This is a genomic window from Lysinibacillus sp. BNK-21 (genome assembly GCF_048684915.1).
Taxonomy (GTDB): domain Bacteria; phylum Bacillota; class Bacilli; order Bacillales_A; family Planococcaceae; genus Lysinibacillus; species Lysinibacillus capsici.
On sequence record NZ_JBLQTS010000001.1, the window covers coordinates 2,424,879 to 2,439,284 of the forward strand.

Sequence of the window (14,406 nt, forward strand, 5' to 3'; positions counted from 1 at the left end):
TTTTAAACATCGTGTCTTTTTTATAAACTTCGCAACTTTATTTCAAACCACACATTTATTAATAGGCTTTAAATTTAATATTTAATAGATGAATCCAATCACATACCACTTTTATTCCCATAGATATTTAAAGTGTTTCGCTATAAAACAAAAAACCCCGAATAGTTTTCACTTTTAAGTGTCTACAATTCGGGGCTTCAAGATGTATTCAAGGAGTAAGTTTTAAATAAGTGTAATCAATTCTAAGCAGATATTACCCAGACTTTATATCTTGTTTCCTTATCTATTGAAATCTCAGTAATTACTCTGAATTCTTTCATTTCAGCAAGTCTAAAAGCTAAGGAATAAGCTATTTTATAATCTGGTGTATCATAACCATCATATAGTCTTGCATAAATCTCATTTCCTATTGAGTCGGCCCATACATCTGCTTCATGTAAGCTATCGAAAATAATATTTTCCTTATTCCATCTAAGAGCCATCTATTTAACCCCCTATATGGAAAGTTTATGATACTCTACATTTCAGGTCAACCGAAGTAGCACTACTATTTGCACCGTTAGATGAATGTGCTCTAAAGAATAGAGTTACAATATCGTTGGCTTTAAGAGGTTGGCTTTTGCCTGTTAACATAATTTGATAATTTTTCAAACTACCATGGAAATTATAATCTGGTGCTGCTGTGTGATTTGAATACGGCGAATTAATCATAACACCATTTACAGTTGCAGTACCGATACCAACCGTTGTTGTAGGACTATATTTAGAATAAGCTGATGATCTTATGTGAAAACCCCACTGTATTGAACTGCTCCCCAAATGTTAGACACATCTAACATTTGGAGGAGCAGTTTTTATATGGCTAAATTTACATCGGAAGAAAAACTACAAGCAGCCTTACGTTACATAAAAGGCAATGAAAGTTCACATGAAATTGCTAAATCTATCGGAACAGATCACAAAGCAATTCTTAATTGGGCGAAACAATATGAGTATAATGGCGTAGAAGCGTTTATAAAGCGATATACAAATTATTCGGCACAGTTTAAACTAGACGTACTAAACTTTATGATTGAAAATGGTACGTCCTTACTTGAAACAGCAGCTATCTTTAAGATAGCTACGCCTTCTACACTTCGTAGTTGGAAAAAGCAATTTAAAACAAAAGGATTCGATGCCCTTCAATCAAGGAAAAAGGGGCATCCATCCATGAAAAAAGAAACGAACAAACAACCAAAACAAGCACCAGTAGAAGGGACACCTGAAGCACTTCAAGCAGAAATCAATCGTCTACGTATGGAAAATGAGTACTTAAAAAAGTTGAACGCCTTAGTTCAAGCCAAGGAAAAATCACCAAAGAAGACAAAGTAAAGGTCATCTATGAATTAAGGCATAAATACTCGGTGAAGGCGCTTGCGAAATTCGCAGGCATTCCACGTAGCACGTACTATGATTTAGTGAAGAAGATGGATCGTCCAGATCCAGATGCCGAGTTAAAGGCCGAAATTCGAGCAATTTATAACGAACACGAAGGTCGTTATGGTTATCGTCGTATTCGTGATGAGCTAGCAAATCGTGGGAAAAAAGTGAATCATAAAAAGGTTCAACGTATCATGAAAGAATTAGGTTTAAAGTGCTTAGTGCGTATGAAGAAATACAAATCTTATAAAGGGACAATCGGTAAGATTGCGCCTAATAGATTGGATCGTAACTTCATAGCAGAAGCACCGAATGAAAAATGGGTTACAGATATTACGGAGTTTAAGCTGTTTGGTGAAAAGCTCTATTTATCACCTATTTTAGACTTATTTAACGGCGAAATTATTACGTACACAATTGGTCATAGACCAACATATTCGCTTGTATCAGAAATGTTGGAGAAGGCACTAGAGAGGTTGCCAGAGGAACATCAATTATTGATGCATTCAGATCAAGGTTGGCATTACCAAATGAAACAATATCGCCACGCCCTTGAATCAAGAGGCATTGTGCAAAGTATGTCACGTAAGGGAAACTGTTATGACAACTCTGTCATGGAGAATTTCTTCGGCATCATGAAGTCAGAATTCCTCTACTTAAAGGAATTTGATAGTGTCGAGCATTTTAAAAAGGAACTTGAAAAGTATATAACGTATTACAACACGAGACGTTTAAAGGCAAAATTAAAACTGAGTCCGGTAGAATACCGAACTCAGTTTACCCAAGCTGCCTAAACGAAATAACCGTGTCTAACTTATAGGGGTCACTTCAGTTATATGCAGCTTTTGGGGTTTTTTATTTTTCTTTACATTACAATGTATAGTAATGCATGCACACAGTTGGCTTGTTGGGACTAATATAATATTAATAATTCTTGGCAGTGTGTTAAGCAAATTTATGGTTGCATTCAAAAGATGATGAACCATTGAGTTATATCCAGGATGTACTGGGCTTCATTCTCCTGTTTGTTGTCTTGAGGTTTACCAAAGTAGAAGATATTTTAAAAAACAAATGAAATAGTATAAAAAATAAGGACCTGACAGCTATAGAGACTGAAGGTCCTTTTTTATATCCAATTTTATATAAATTTATCTAAAAAAAGTGTTGCTCCCTTCTTTCATTAAATGACCCATTTATGAAAAAAAGAAGCTTCCCTTATTTCAGAAAAGCGCCCTTTAGGATACATCCCGCATTTTCTTTAGACAAAGAGAAAAACGCCTAAAACCAATTTTCATAAGGCTTCAAGCACATAAGTAATGTAATAAATGGGTTGAGTGAAAAGAATGGAGGAAATTCAACTTTAAATCAGATTATAGCTATCAATATAGTCTTAGAATTAATCCAATGCGAATTTGCATAAATAGACTTGCTACAGGGAAGACTTTTTAAAGAAAATTATGGAGGTGCGAATTACGTGTTTGAGAAAAAATTAGCACTTCATGAAACCATGGAATTTCATGAAGTCATTAACTTTATGACAACTAGTTTACTTAAATCGAAGCTGAGTCAAGGTGTGGTCTTTGATGATGATTTAAGAGCGTTATTGGACAAAAATGTAAAATTATCTACCCCGGCACTCACTGCTATGGTTAAGCTCTACTCAAAATCGGAATTGGAATATTAGGAGGACAATTGTATGCAAGACTATTTAGATCCTATAAATTCAGTTGGAATGCCTGAACTAACTGATTCGGGGATTGCTCTTGAGTTTTTACTTACAACTAAAACGGGTATTCGGAATCTTTCAATTGCCTTAACAGAAACAGCTTCTCCTGCTCTTCAGAAAATCTTGAGAACTCAGCTGGATGTCATGGTCGATTTATATTTCGAAATTTCTGAACTGATGGTAAAAAAAGAATGGCTGAAACCTTATGATCTTGCAGGTCAAAAGGAACTGGATATTAAATCAGCAGAAAATGCGATTAGTATTGCCCAGTTGGATTTATTCCCTAAAGATATGAATCGAAAAGGAATGTTCCCTACCCCACCGAAAAAATAAACGAAAATGAGGGATTTTTTTAATGAAAGCTGTCACTTTTCAAGGTGTAAAAAATGTTGAGGTTAAAGAAGTACAAGACCCTAAAATAAAAAAAGCCGATGATATTATTGTTCGTTTAACCACTACTGCCATTTGCGGGTCAGACTTGCATTTGATTCATGGTATGATTCCGAATCTTGGACAAGATTATGTCATTGGTCATGAACCAATGGGTATTGTAGAAGAAGTTGGAAAAGATGTGACGAAGGTTAAAAAGGGTGACCGGATTGTCATTCCTTTTAATATTGCATGCGGGGAATGCTGGTACTGCAATCATGATCTGGAAAGTCAATGTGATAATGCAAACGATAATGGCGAAATGGGTGCCTACTTTGGTTATTCAGACACAACAGGCGGTTTTCCAGGAGGACAGGCAGAGTTTATGCGAGTGCCCTATGGTAATTTTATCCCTTTCAAAATTCCAGAGAAATCAGAAGTTCCTGATGAAAGTCTTGTTCTCCTTGCCGATGCCGCATCTACTGCTTTTTGGAGTGTAGATAATGCTGGTGTAAAGAAAGGAGATACTGTTATTATTCTTGGCTGCGGACCTGTTGGACTGCTAGCACAAAAATTTGCTTGGCTGAAAGGAGCAGAAAGAGTAATCGCAGTTGACTACATTGGGTATCGTCTTAAACATGCAAAGAAGACAAATAACGTGGAAATCGTTAATTTTGAAGACCATGAAAATTGTGGTGAATACTTGAAAGAGATTACCAAGGGCGGTGCAGACGTTGTCATTGATTGCGTAGGGATGAGCGGAAAAATGACGCCACTAGAATTTCTTGCAAGTGGGGTAAAACTTCAAGGTGGTGCTATGGGAGCCCTTGTCACAGCCAGTCAAGCTGTACGTAAAGGAGGAACAATCCAAATTACCGGTGTATACGGCGGTCGATACAACGCCTTCCCACTTGGAGATATATTCCAACGCAATGTAGCGATTCGTACTGGACAGGCTCCAGTTGTTCATATCATGCCCCATGTCTATAACTTAATGGCTGAAGGAAAAGTGAATGTCGGTGATATCATTACACATGTACTCCCCCTTGAAAAAGCAAAACATGCTTATGAAATATTCGATACAAAGCAAGAAGGTTGCATTAAAGTGGTTTTAAAACCCTAATATAGAAGTTTTTAGGTACTTTTGTTTCTGCATTGCAAAAGTACCTTTTTCATTGACCTAGGGGTACATATTTATATGTATTACTTCTGAAAGTGATTCTTCAAAATGGCATTAATATTTGAGCACCAAGCCTCTTCCACTGGCGAACTACATTTTGATCAACAGAACTAACCCCTCCCTAATCAAAAATCATTATGTAGCGATTCCTTTAAATTGAATAACTTCTAATAAACAACTCAACATACCATTTGTTTTATTTCCATGAGGAAAGACGCTTTCCTTATTTGAGAAAAGCGCCAAATTTCTGGGTAAATAATTAGTTTGGCAAAACAGTTGAATAAGTTTTTGAACTACCTTAGATATCCACCATTATTAATATCAAATGTCGCACCTGTGTAATGCTTTGATCTATCTGACAAGAGGAAAATAACAGTATCAGCAACATCTTCAGGCATTACAGGTGTATCGATGAGCTGATGATTTAAATATTCCTCTTTTCTCCAAATAGGTATTGCATCCATCATAGGAGTGTTTACCATTGTAGGGGCAATGGCATTAACTCTGATGTATGGTGAGAAATTCACTGCACAGCTTTTAGTTAATCCCAATATAGCAGCTTTTGAGAGTCCATATATTGCATCTGAACTGCCTTCCATACCTGATACAGAAGACATATTCACGATGACTCCCTTACGTTCGCTCTGAAGTAGATATTTCCCGAACATTTGAGAAAAATAAATACATCCCTTTAAGTTTATATCTATGACTTTATCAATTTCCTCGGTTTGATAATCCAGTATATTCTTACCCAAATAAATCCCAGCATTATTAACTAAACTATCTACATCACAATGTTCTCTTTCCAAATTTCCAAAAAAATTGACTACTTCTTCATAAATACTTACATCTAATTGATATGTATACAAATCTGAGGGGACATTCATTGATTGTTTTAATTCCCTTAAGGCGTCTTCATTAATATCACAAGCAAGTACTGAAGCACCTTCATCTAAACATTGTTTAACAATTTCTTTTCCTATACCAGAAGCTGCACCTGTTACTATTACTTTTCTATTTTTAAGCATCATCTATTTTACCCCTTTATTAAAAAGTTAGGATGTTATGAAAAACTCTACCTAAATTCTATCTTTGGCGCAAGAAGAACATTGTTTAACCTCTCTTTACAAAGACCTGTTTTTTTAACTTATTACAAATTTGATTGATTTGTTGTCTTGGTTTAATATTCAACTTTTCAGAGAGACAATCATCACAATATATATCTTTTTGACTGTTAATAAAGTTTTGGACAATATGGATATTAGACGTAAGCTAATTATCTTCCTTCCTTAAAACAAATCTTTGCTCGCAATTATATAAGTCTTCCACTATACTTCCATTAGAACAGAGATAACGTCTGTTATGCATTACGTCGTGTTATCAATGTTTTGCTATTGAATTTCTTTGTGGCCAACTGAGGTAAAAAATGTGCGACACGCTTTAGAATATGTGTGCAGGAAAGATTGAAGTTTACATTAACTTCAATCTTTTTATTATTGTAGAGATTCCTTTAGAAAAATAAACTAATAAGTGCTAAAATAGCAGGCCCACCTTGTTTTAATAGAATCGATTTAGAGCTTGTTAAGCTACCATACAAAGCGACAATGATTACAAAGATTAAAAAAATGGCAACAATTTCAGTTTGCTGATGTGACAAAAATAATCCATACAATAAGGCGATCGCAATCAGACCATTATAAACGCCTTGATTTTTGAAAAGAACTTGAACATTTGCATTTTCTAACGCTTCTTCAGACAGATTAAATGTTTTTGCTGTTCTTTTAGAAGTAGTTGCAAACGTTTCTAAATACATAATATACAAATGCTCAGCTGCTACGACTAAGCTTAAAATAAAAGTTAATGAAGACATCCTATTCCCTCCTAAAAAATCTTTAAAAAAGCAATGTCCTCAAGTGTATCAAGGACATTGCTTGAAACTATTTATTAAAACGAACAATGCGGTCTATTGGTAGGCGTGAAGAACCATATGCTGGGGCTGCCGCTTCACCAATGGCTAATAATAAAATAGGAATTTCATTTGCTGGTAATTCCATGTATTCCGCGAATTTTGCTTTATCAAACCCACCCATCGGAACGGTATCATAGCCCATTTCCTTCGCTAATAGCATGATTTGCATCGATACTAAGCCAGCATCAAAGTGTACGATATTTTCTAATGTTTTTGTTGGTGCTGAACCATACATTGTCAGCGCATCTTGTGCAAGCTTATTGGCAATTGGTTCTGGCATATAGCCCAGCTCCACGTTTTTTGCATAGATTTCCTCAGCATTTACATACATCTCTATATCACCAATGACAGCAATAATGGCAGAGGCTGTTTCGATTTGCTCTTGATTAAATGAAAAGAAGTTGATATTCTTCTGAATTTCCTTATCATCAATGACAAGAAAGCGCCATGGCTGCATATTACTTGAAGAAGGTGCTGAAGTAGCATCCTGCAACAGCTGCATGATTGTTTCACGCGGAATTTTAGTCTCTGCATTGTATTTACGAACAGATTTACGCATTTGCATAATTTGTTTTAATGGTGTATTTGATAACATGTAGTTTCCCTCTTTTCACAATTTAAACTGCTTTTATTGTTACATTAATATTGCCCATTGTTGCTTTTGAATATGGGCATACCGTATGTGTGACCTCTAATAATTCCTGTGCTTCCTCCACTGCTAGTCCTTCAATATGCCCTTCGATTTCCACTGCAAGCACATAGTCAAAAGAAGCTTGCTCCATTAATTTCACTGTTACTTTAATGGTTGATGCATTTTTTAGTTTCTTTTGGCGTTTGATTAAATCTAATGCACTATTAAAGCAAGCACTATAGCCAGCCGCAAATAATTGTTCTGGGTTTGTAACATCCGCTAATTTGGAGCCTGGTGGTGCAATTTTTAACGATAAAGATTGATCTTCTGCATAGGATGTGCCACTACGGCCACCTTCATTAATCATTGTAGTTGCGTATAATTCTTTCATAACTGAAAACCCCTTATCTTTTGTTATTAATTAAATTGTGTACAATCTAATTTTTACAAATTGAATTGTACACAATTTAATTGCGTTTGACAAGTAGGAACTTTATTTTTAATATAAATGATAGTAGAAGAACTTTAAGAGGGGATTTTTATGCCTAATCATTTAGATAATCAGCTGTGCTTTCTTTTGTATGCAACATCTAAGGAAATCACTCGGCAATATACATTATTATTGAAGCCTTACGATCTTACTTATACAGGCTATATCACTTTATTAGCTTTAGAGGAAAACGAACAGATAACGGTGAAAGAATTGGGCCAACGTTTATTTTTAGATTCAGGAACATTAACACCGTTGTTAAAAAAATTAGAGGCAAAGAATTACATTTGTCGTGAACGTTCTAAGGAGGACGAACGATTAATGAAAATATATTTAACCAAGGAAGGCGTAGATGTAAGAAGGAAACTACCTGAAGTGTCCCGCCAAGTGATGAAGCAATCTAATATCTCAGAGCAGCAATTTGTACAACTGAAAAATGTACTTCAAGATATCGTTTATAACGATTGGAAAATAAAAGATGAAAACTAACACATAGCTATTCCATTAATAGGATGAATATGTAAATAAGAAGGATTGGAGCTACATTGGCTTCAATCTTTTTTTGTTTTTCTCTCCCTCATCTCCTCAAATGTTAATAATCATGTGGCTACCGTTAAAATTTAGTATACTTACATTTATTAATTAGTTTAATTTACAGCATAGATAAGTAATTTTGAAAGTAGAGGTGTTTGGATGAAAACATGGACAAAGACTATAAACATAAATGCCCCCATCGAAAACGTTTGGAAATTACTTGATGGCTCTTTAGCTGACATGCAGAAGATTATGCCACAGGTAATTGAAAACAAGCCTGTAAAAGTAACAGAAGAAGGGGTTGGCAGTATTTATCGCCAAAAATATAAAGAAGGAAAACGTATCGAAACGTATGATGTAGAAACATTGGAACATTCGAATACACCTGATAAAAAAATATTGAAAGTAGGCTTTGTACTCGCTAATTTGTTTGAAATTACGGCTTACTATGAATTAAATAAAATAAATGAAACAGAGACTTCCTTTACTTATTCCGTAACAAATAATGCGTTAAAATGGTTCGTCAAATTATTTTTATTGTTTGCATCGGATAAAGTAGTCGTACAATTTTTAGAACGGGTCAAAACAGTTGCTGAAGCGCAAGACTAGCACCTAAAAAATAAACCGTAGAACTCCCTTGAGGTGAGCTTCTACGGTTTATTTATTACTAAAAGTCTGAACCTGTAATTTCTTTTAACTTACCGTTCTCTTTAATCTTTTTAAGGCCTTCATTTAACTTATCTAAAAGCTCTTTGTTCCCCTTTTGAACCATGAAACCATAGTATTCTTTTTCGAAGGAATCATCTTTAATTACTTTGATTTTGTCATTTGGATGTGCCTTGATATATTCATAAACAACTGAATTATCTCCAATCGCCGCTTCTACGTTGCCATTCAGCATCTCTTGAATAGCAATTGGTTGATTTTCGAAAGCAAAAATGTTGGGACTAGATTCACCCTGTAGCTTCTTGGCAGCCATATGACCAGTAGCATTAATTTGTACAGAAATCTTTTTATCTTTTAATTCATCCAATGATTGGATCTTTGAATCTTCTTTCACCACGATTAATAATTGAGATTCGTAGTACGGCTCAGTAAAATCAAATGTTTCCTTACGCTCGTCCGTAATTGTAATCCCTGCACCACCAATATCTGTTTCACCATTTTTAATTGTTTGGAATACAGGCTCCCAACCAATACTTTCCCACTTCACTTCAAAATCCATTTCATCCGCGATTGCTTGTAACACATCCACATCAATCCCTACAATATTCCCTTTATCATCAAGAGATACGATAGGTGCAAATGTAGCCTCAGTACCTACCTTATAAACTTTTTTACTATCTCCATCACCTGATGATGTATTGTCTTTCGAGCCGCAACCCGCTAAAACTAGCGTGAAAGCTGCCATAATTGTAAGCAACACCATTAAATTTCTTTTCATAGCCCATCCCCCTAGTATGATATTTTTTCCATAATGCGTATTATTTTTCGCAATTCGGAAATGTAAGACTATTACGTAAATTATAGTGACAATATTCTCTTTAGACAATACTTTTTTGTATAAAAATAATCATTTCTTTATAAATAGTATTATTCAATCTCGTTTTTAGGATAAAAAGGAATAAATAGTTAACCAGAAGCTATAAAAAAAGAATCTCCCCTCGGAAATTCTTTTTTGCGCATCTAAATCTTTATCGTATTGGATGTTCAAAATTCCAATTTGTATAAATGGCAGCAGCCTGAACTGGGTTCGAGGAGGTATCTTCTGTATAGCCGCCAATTAAATTACCTACTCTAAAAGTAGGCTCAAATAGCTGTTCCTCCTTAGGTGGTGCTGTCGGTCCGTCTATTCCTATTTTGGTTTTGTCTGTCACGACTACTTCCATACCGTTATCCAATGTAAAGCTCAGCCCATCTTCTCCAACTTCCGTAATGGTCCCTTCGATATTTACTACCGCACTTGCCGCAGGAGCTGAATGGTCCGCAACAATTCTCTCCGTCAAATCAATTGGTGTATCATGATTTATATTTACCATAGCAAGGACAGCAATCACTGCACAGGCTACTAAGCTTCCAACACTAATTCTTACTTTTTTCATAAAGGACCTCTTTTCATATTTCATCATCTCTTCCTGCATCTTACGCTTAAATTCCTCAGAAGCATGAATCTGCTTCATCACATTCTTATAAGCATTCATCATACTTTGCTCCCCTCTTCTAGAATCGTTTTCAGCTTCATTCGTGCCCTTCTGAGCTTTGAGCCTACTGTATTGACGTTGATCTCTAATAAATCAGCAATTTCTGCCGTTGTATAGCCCTCGTAATAATGTAAATAAACAATGACTCTCTCTTCTGAAGGAAGCTCAAAAATTTCAGTAAGAACCATCTGCTCCTCTTTTGCAATAAAGGCCATTTCGTCTGTAATGGGTACTGTCTTCTTCACACGTGAGGATTTAAAATAATCCTTGCACTTATTAAATGTCACCTTTATGAGCCAAGCCTTTAAATGTGCTTCATGAGCAAAGGGCTTGTTCTGCCTCATCAGTGTCATATAAACCTCCTGCACAATGTCCTCCGCCTCAGCCATATTTTTGGTCTGTTGCACAGCAATTCGTATGAGGGTGTCACTATATGTTTGAACAATTTCTTGCACACTTAAGCCAGCAAACTTTATCATATTTTTCACCTAACCTCCTTCATGACATAATACGATTCAACTTTATCTATTCGTGCAACACATACACTTTAGCTACATTTTAATAAAAAGAAGAAACCATTCATGAGACATACAAATGTATCTCCCTAATAAATTACTGAATAATAGCCATGCAAAAACCCGCAAACCGTAGATGATTTGCGGGTCCCTCTCTTCATTGCCAAGCTCGATTGTTCCATTGCTTGAAAAATTCGTCCTCAGCCAAAATCGCTTCATAAATAGGGATAAAGAATTGTTTCAGAATCCCTGTCATCTCGAGTGTAGAAGTTAGCTCGATTGTAAAATGATGACGATCAAATAAGTCCACAATATACGCCTGCAATCTTCGTCCTTCAATAGTTTGCGTTTGTAGCAATTGTTGTACTTCATTTATTGTTTTTTCAGTCTTTTCTAATGCTGGGTACTGGTAAATTTCGATAAATTTTTGTGCCAGTACGAATTCTGTTGGATATGTATAAACCACCGCAGCCTTATTGTCTAGCAAGCTTGGAAAATTAATGGCCTTTGGTGTTATTCGCATGTTTTCTTTAAAGGTAATCCAAACTTCTATGTATACAGTCATTTTGCCCAATGTAGCTGGTATGCTTAATTGAATATTGTCACTCGATACGGACGATTCGATCCGCTGTGAATCCCATTCAATGCCATCCGCTGGTATTGCTAGTGAACAAATTTCATAAAAGGCCTGTTTCACTATATCGTGTTGATGAACGCTTGCTTGCGCAGTCAGCGTGACTTCTTTGGAAGGCTTCACCAATCCATTTGTTAAAGCAAATAATAGTAGATCCCCATTTAGATAAAATTGATCATCATAGGAGGATACGGATAGGCGATAAAGCAGTCTTTCTTGGCAATAGCGTGATACTAGCAGATCCATATTGTCTTGCCGTATAGCCATTTCTTCTAATTGTGTCACGACATTCGTCGATAGTGTGTCGATATTTCCCATTGACATCCCTCACCTTTTTGATTTTTCTGATTTTTTATGCAGAATTTAGATTTTTACTAAAATTCATGCTTTTATTATCACTTATTTATGGAAGAGAGTAAACGGTAATGTATACCAAAAAGGCCTGTCATGGTTGGACATGACAGGCCTTAAAATTAGACAAGGGGCAGCCTCGCTGTTGCGAAACTACCCCTTTAGTATTTATAGGTAACATTCTCGTAAATTGTAAAGTCTCAACCCAATCGTCTGGGGAATATTATCTTGAAACCAGATTCGTTTCATCACCGCGGTAAAATTCCACTGTGTGCCTTCTAACTTAAGCAACGCAAACCCTACCATCTTTTGCGTCCTTGCAGCCCCAAAGCATGCGCCAGTGTGAATAAGTATCTACAAAAACAAAAAGCAGAATGCCAGATTACGGAAATATGCTACCTAAAATAGCACGTGTTCTATTATAGCACCTTATACTATAAAAGTAAAGGTCTATAAAAAATTACCAAGGAATCTCCTTAGAGCATTTAATCTGGTAGCCCTTTTCAGCTGTCCATTGGAGAAGTGTTTGCCAAAAGTTTTCACAGGCAGCTATGATTTGCTGAGGATTCGTTAGATTGCCCGTCATGACCATTTCAGCTAATGCTTTTAACCCATGTGGCTGATCATCCATCGCTAAAGCCTCAGGTAATACTTGTGCAGATGTTGTATAGCACTGCCTATGGTGTAATCCTACTATCATGGCACCTGTCATCGCTATTTTCATCGCCAGTATCGGCAAAAATGTAGTGGGACCCTGAACAGCTATGTTCCTTAATTTCCCCATGTATTCATACATTTCGTCTACAATGGTTTTGCAAATTGCTTCCTTAAATCGGGCATTCTCCACAGTGGCCGCTTTGTCTTTGAGTTCTAGAAAAAAGCCAGTAGGATCGTAAAGTGGCTGTAAATCGAAAAACTTCCCATTTGTTAATGGCCAATCTTCCTCAACCGTTATTGCCTCTTCGATAATCACTTCTGCTTGATCGAAATTAACCTCTGCCTTCCAATATCCTGCTGTCCATTCATAGCTGTAGCTGTGCTCTAATTGATGACAGACACACTTAAGCTCAATGTCAGAAAACAGACCATCTGATTTTCTAGCCAACGAGCCATAAATACCAATTGCTCGAACATTTCCTCCATATTTTGCTATAACTTGTTGTGCAATCGAATGGGCAATCTGCATGCGTTCATCACTTGTCTTTTTTCTTGGTCCAATCATTTACATCGCTCCTTTTATAAGTAAGATCGTTGTTATTGAACCAAGGTGGACCACGGGCTTAACGAGGAATTTTTGCTGGTAACATCATCAAAACCTCCTTTCATCACATTTCCTGTAATTTAATAGAGCATACAAAATCGATATGAAACGCTTCATGGCTTACAGATTGAATGTGACCCTCATATTTCATGTCATATAGTAAAATTATTGCATTATAAGCTTTCTGTAGTTCATTCCTCATTTTGGCTAGCACTTGATGTTTAAATTGCTGCGAATAGGAAAATTCATCACAAAGTAGTTGCTTAAGTTGGTTTGAAGCTGCTTCGTAACATAGCGCTTCACAAAAATCCTCGTCGAAGGTTAAGCCGAAATCGTATTCAAATTGATTGTAGAACTCATCATAAAGTGCTTTAAACTCTTCCTCACAAGTACGGTGCTGATTTTCTGGTAAAAAAAGCTTTGCTAACTTTTGTGAAAAGGCTTCGTCCGTTTCATCTTCTCCCTGATAGACAGTGGCAAGATATGTATGTAACTGTTCTTCGCTTGTAAAATTACCAGCCCATATGGAAACATAGCCATTCTGTTCATCATCCATGACCTCATCCCTTTCTCGAATAAATCAATGCACCGCCTGAGCCCATTATTATTAAATGCTTGCCAGATGGCGAAAATCCACATTTAATCATGCCATCCAATCGCTGTAAATCAATAGCTGTCGCATTTTTTAAATAAGTATAATTAGTTGTATAAAGATAATCGAGTACTACTGTGGCACGTGGCCACCAAGGATAAATAACTTCAACCTGCCAGCCATCTGCTGTCATATGAATCCCATCCCCAGCTTCAAAGCCGAAAATAGATATTGTCCCCTGAGGCAATTGAAACGTTAAACGGTCATCACTCATTCTGTCGTAGGTTTCATCCATATCTCGTTCTCGATGAAGACGACGACCTGTTATAGGCTCAGTGACACTATAGCCAGAGCCACTAACTAGCACGATGTTTTCCTCATGATCCCAACCGCAAGCCAAAACACCATTGGCAGCAATGCTCGTTTCATACGCCCATGGAATAGGAGGTTTCGTGCAGATCAACGACTGTGCATTCGCCAGCAAGTCTAGCTCAAAGGGAGTTCGTTTATCATTGTTCACCATATTATTCCACC

Annotated in this window: 18 protein-coding genes; 6 read left to right on the plus strand and 12 right to left on the minus strand. The window is 36.4% G+C overall.

The features are described from left to right. Positions 1-242 precede the first annotated feature (242 nt). The gene (locus ACMGGO_RS12310) at positions 243-482 is read right to left on the minus strand and encodes a hypothetical protein (protein ID WP_004224260.1); all 240 of its coding nucleotides are present in this window, start codon (positions 480-482) and stop codon (positions 243-245) included. 376 nt (positions 483-858) lie between these two features. Between ACMGGO_RS12310 and ACMGGO_RS12315 the strand changes: the two genes are divergently transcribed. The 4 genes from ACMGGO_RS12315 to ACMGGO_RS12330 all read left to right on the plus strand — a co-directional run bounded on the left by ACMGGO_RS12315 (position 859) and on the right by ACMGGO_RS12330 (position 4,637). Beyond that, a protein-coding gene (locus ACMGGO_RS12315) for an IS3 family transposase (RefSeq protein ID WP_139111235.1) occupies positions 859-2,213 on the plus strand; the annotation gives its coding sequence in 2 pieces (ribosomal slippage) (positions 859-1,312 and positions 1,312-2,213; 1,356 coding nt in all). A gap of 680 nt (positions 2,214-2,893) precedes the next feature. Continuing rightward, entirely contained in the window at positions 2,894-3,103 is a 210-nt protein-coding gene (locus ACMGGO_RS12320; protein WP_016993944.1) for a hypothetical protein, read from the plus strand. A 12-nt stretch (positions 3,104-3,115) separates the two neighbouring features. After that, positions 3,116-3,478 (plus strand): spore coat protein, encoded by a 363-nt coding sequence (locus tag ACMGGO_RS12325; protein ID WP_048394572.1) that lies wholly within the window; start codon positions 3,116-3,118, stop codon positions 3,476-3,478. Positions 3,479-3,500: 22 nt separating this feature from the next. After that, positions 3,501-4,637, plus strand: a complete 1,137-nt coding sequence (locus tag ACMGGO_RS12330) for a zinc-dependent alcohol dehydrogenase (protein ID WP_054549299.1) — start codon at positions 3,501-3,503, stop codon at positions 4,635-4,637. Between the two features lie 350 nt (positions 4,638-4,987). On the opposite strand, the gene ACMGGO_RS12335 is transcribed toward ACMGGO_RS12330, so the two are convergent. The 4 genes from ACMGGO_RS12335 to ACMGGO_RS12350 form a co-directional block, all read right to left on the minus strand. Beyond that, positions 4,988-5,722 carry an SDR family NAD(P)-dependent oxidoreductase gene (locus ACMGGO_RS12335; RefSeq protein ID WP_048394621.1) on the minus strand — a complete coding sequence of 245 codons (735 nt, stop codon included), beginning with the start codon at positions 5,720-5,722 and terminating at the stop codon, positions 4,988-4,990. Between the two features lie 482 nt (positions 5,723-6,204). Next, entirely contained in the window at positions 6,205-6,564 is a 360-nt protein-coding gene (locus ACMGGO_RS12340) for a DUF1304 domain-containing protein (RefSeq protein WP_066037869.1), read from the minus strand. A gap of 67 nt (positions 6,565-6,631) precedes the next feature. After that, positions 6,632-7,258 (minus strand): nitroreductase family protein, encoded by a 627-nt coding sequence (locus ACMGGO_RS12345; RefSeq protein WP_016995324.1) that lies wholly within the window; start codon positions 7,256-7,258, stop codon positions 6,632-6,634. 22 nt (positions 7,259-7,280) lie between these two features. Next, on the minus strand, positions 7,281-7,685 hold the full coding sequence (locus tag ACMGGO_RS12350; RefSeq protein WP_004228436.1) for an Ohr family peroxiredoxin: 405 nt from the start codon (positions 7,683-7,685) through the stop codon (positions 7,281-7,283). A 150-nt stretch (positions 7,686-7,835) separates the two neighbouring features. Here ACMGGO_RS12350 and ACMGGO_RS12355 point away from each other — a divergent pair, with 150 nt between their 5' ends. Both ACMGGO_RS12355 and ACMGGO_RS12360 read left to right on the plus strand, forming a co-directional pair. Beyond that, complete coding sequence (locus ACMGGO_RS12355) at positions 7,836-8,273, plus strand: MarR family winged helix-turn-helix transcriptional regulator (protein WP_054549302.1); 438 nt, start codon at positions 7,836-7,838, stop codon at positions 8,271-8,273. A 204-nt stretch (positions 8,274-8,477) separates the two neighbouring features. Continuing rightward, positions 8,478-8,927: an SRPBCC family protein gene (locus ACMGGO_RS12360; RefSeq protein ID WP_115674635.1), complete on the plus strand. Its 450-nt coding sequence runs from the start codon at positions 8,478-8,480 to the stop codon at positions 8,925-8,927. 58 nt (positions 8,928-8,985) lie between these two features. Here ACMGGO_RS12360 and ACMGGO_RS12365 read toward each other — a convergent pair whose 3' ends face one another. The 7 genes from ACMGGO_RS12365 to ACMGGO_RS12395 all read right to left on the minus strand — a co-directional run bounded on the left by ACMGGO_RS12365 (position 8,986) and on the right by ACMGGO_RS12395 (position 14,395). After that, complete coding sequence (locus ACMGGO_RS12365) at positions 8,986-9,762, minus strand: basic amino acid ABC transporter substrate-binding protein (RefSeq protein ID WP_004228443.1); 777 nt, start codon at positions 9,760-9,762, stop codon at positions 8,986-8,988. 250 nt (positions 9,763-10,012) lie between these two features. Beyond that, positions 10,013-10,522, minus strand: a complete 510-nt coding sequence (locus tag ACMGGO_RS12370; RefSeq protein WP_374806359.1) for a hypothetical protein — start codon at positions 10,520-10,522, stop codon at positions 10,013-10,015. Next, positions 10,519-10,998, minus strand: coding sequence for an RNA polymerase sigma factor (locus ACMGGO_RS12375; RefSeq protein ID WP_004228445.1), 480 nt, complete (start codon positions 10,996-10,998; stop codon positions 10,519-10,521). Before ACMGGO_RS12375 ends, ACMGGO_RS12370 begins: the two co-directional genes overlap by 4 nt. 193 nt (positions 10,999-11,191) lie before the next feature. Then, a complete protein-coding gene (locus tag ACMGGO_RS12380) occupies positions 11,192-11,986 on the minus strand; it encodes a nucleotidyl transferase AbiEii/AbiGii toxin family protein (RefSeq protein WP_066037866.1) in 795 nt (264 codons plus the stop codon). A 493-nt stretch (positions 11,987-12,479) separates the two neighbouring features. After that, positions 12,480-13,241 (minus strand): ANT(4')-I family aminoglycoside nucleotidyltransferase, encoded by a 762-nt coding sequence (locus ACMGGO_RS12385; RefSeq protein WP_374806358.1) that lies wholly within the window; start codon positions 13,239-13,241, stop codon positions 12,480-12,482. 103 nt (positions 13,242-13,344) lie between these two features. Further along, entirely contained in the window at positions 13,345-13,836 is a 492-nt protein-coding gene (locus ACMGGO_RS12390) for an immunity 22 family protein (protein WP_066037864.1), read from the minus strand. A gap of 4 nt (positions 13,837-13,840) precedes the next feature. Continuing rightward, the gene (locus ACMGGO_RS12395) at positions 13,841-14,395 is read right to left on the minus strand and encodes a hypothetical protein (protein ID WP_066037863.1); all 555 of its coding nucleotides are present in this window, start codon (positions 14,393-14,395) and stop codon (positions 13,841-13,843) included. Between the last annotated feature and the right edge of the window lie 11 nt (positions 14,396-14,406).